Source organism: Dyadobacter sp. OTU695 (assembly GCF_038440355.1).
Classification (GTDB): domain Bacteria; phylum Bacteroidota; class Bacteroidia; order Cytophagales; family Spirosomataceae; genus Dyadobacter.
Genome location: NZ_JASATN010000069.1, coordinates 1 through 836 on the forward strand (window position 1 = coordinate 1; position 836 = coordinate 836).

General features: G+C 51.6%; 1 protein-coding gene and 1 pseudogene. Both read left to right on the top strand.

Annotated features, from left to right (window positions below; translation table 11 throughout):
- Positions 1-261, top strand: a pseudogene (locus tag AAHB90_RS32435) (hypothetical protein); the annotation flags it as partial.
- On the top strand, positions 254-778 hold the full coding sequence (locus AAHB90_RS32440; protein WP_342089483.1) for a hypothetical protein: 525 nt from the start codon (positions 254-256) through the stop codon (positions 776-778). The pseudogene AAHB90_RS32435 and the gene AAHB90_RS32440, both read left to right, overlap by 8 nt.
- The last annotated feature ends 58 nt before the right edge of the window (positions 779-836 follow it).

Sequence of the window (836 nt, forward strand, 5' to 3'; positions counted from 1 at the left end):
GCGCTCAGCTCAAAATTCCAGATAGTGATCTGGCAAAACCTTTTCGGCTTTAACCAGTTTCCTGGCTTGTCCAGAGAGCTCGAAGATAACTGTACCGCACTCGGGCTTGACCTCAGACGGTTCGGCGACTTTGAGCCGGCATCACTTTTAGGCGGCCAAATACTGGACGGCATCCGCAATGGCTACACGCTCAAAGACTACCCACCAGGCGCAAGGCTCAGGCTGAAAAAGGAACTTAAAGAAAATTTCATCGATGAATAGCCCTGAGCCAAACCGCCTGACCCAGACCAGGGGCAAGTACGCGGCCAAGTACGGTCACGAGATCGATGACTGGTCAGCCCTGTTTTTATCAGAAACCCAGGAGCATTTCCTAAGCCTGGAAACCAGGGTCGGAAAATCCATTGCAGCCATTGACCGGGCCGCATTGGAGTTAAAAGGCAGGAAACGGCACTTGCAATTTCAGGACCGGTGGCAAGCGCTATTCTACGGCTTAGGTTTAAGTGCACCCTTTTCAATCGCAGGGATCGTCGTATCAGTCTTATTCTATGTTTTGATACGCCATGGACAGCAGTATGTGGAGCGGCAAAGGATTTTGGAGCAGTACCCGGACGCCCCGGCTTACAGTCTGATCATGCAGCATGGAAAGATCATCGAGCACGATGGCGTGTTGTATTTACAACTTGTTCCACTACCTAAGAACGGGGAAGTCCAGATAGGCAGACACTACCTCTATGATTCCCAGGCCAGGCGAGTGCTGGTGCCGCTTGGCAGAAAGTAAAGGCCAGCCTGTTCCGCAAATTTCCAGCAAAAGCGTACAATTCCTGCCGCTTTCGAAC

Excerpts from the sequence above, each read along its gene's own strand:
- AAHB90_RS32440 (WP_342089483.1), top strand. The coding sequence starts at position 254 with ATGAATAGCCCTGAGCCAAACCGCCTGACCCAGACCAGGGGCAAGTAC.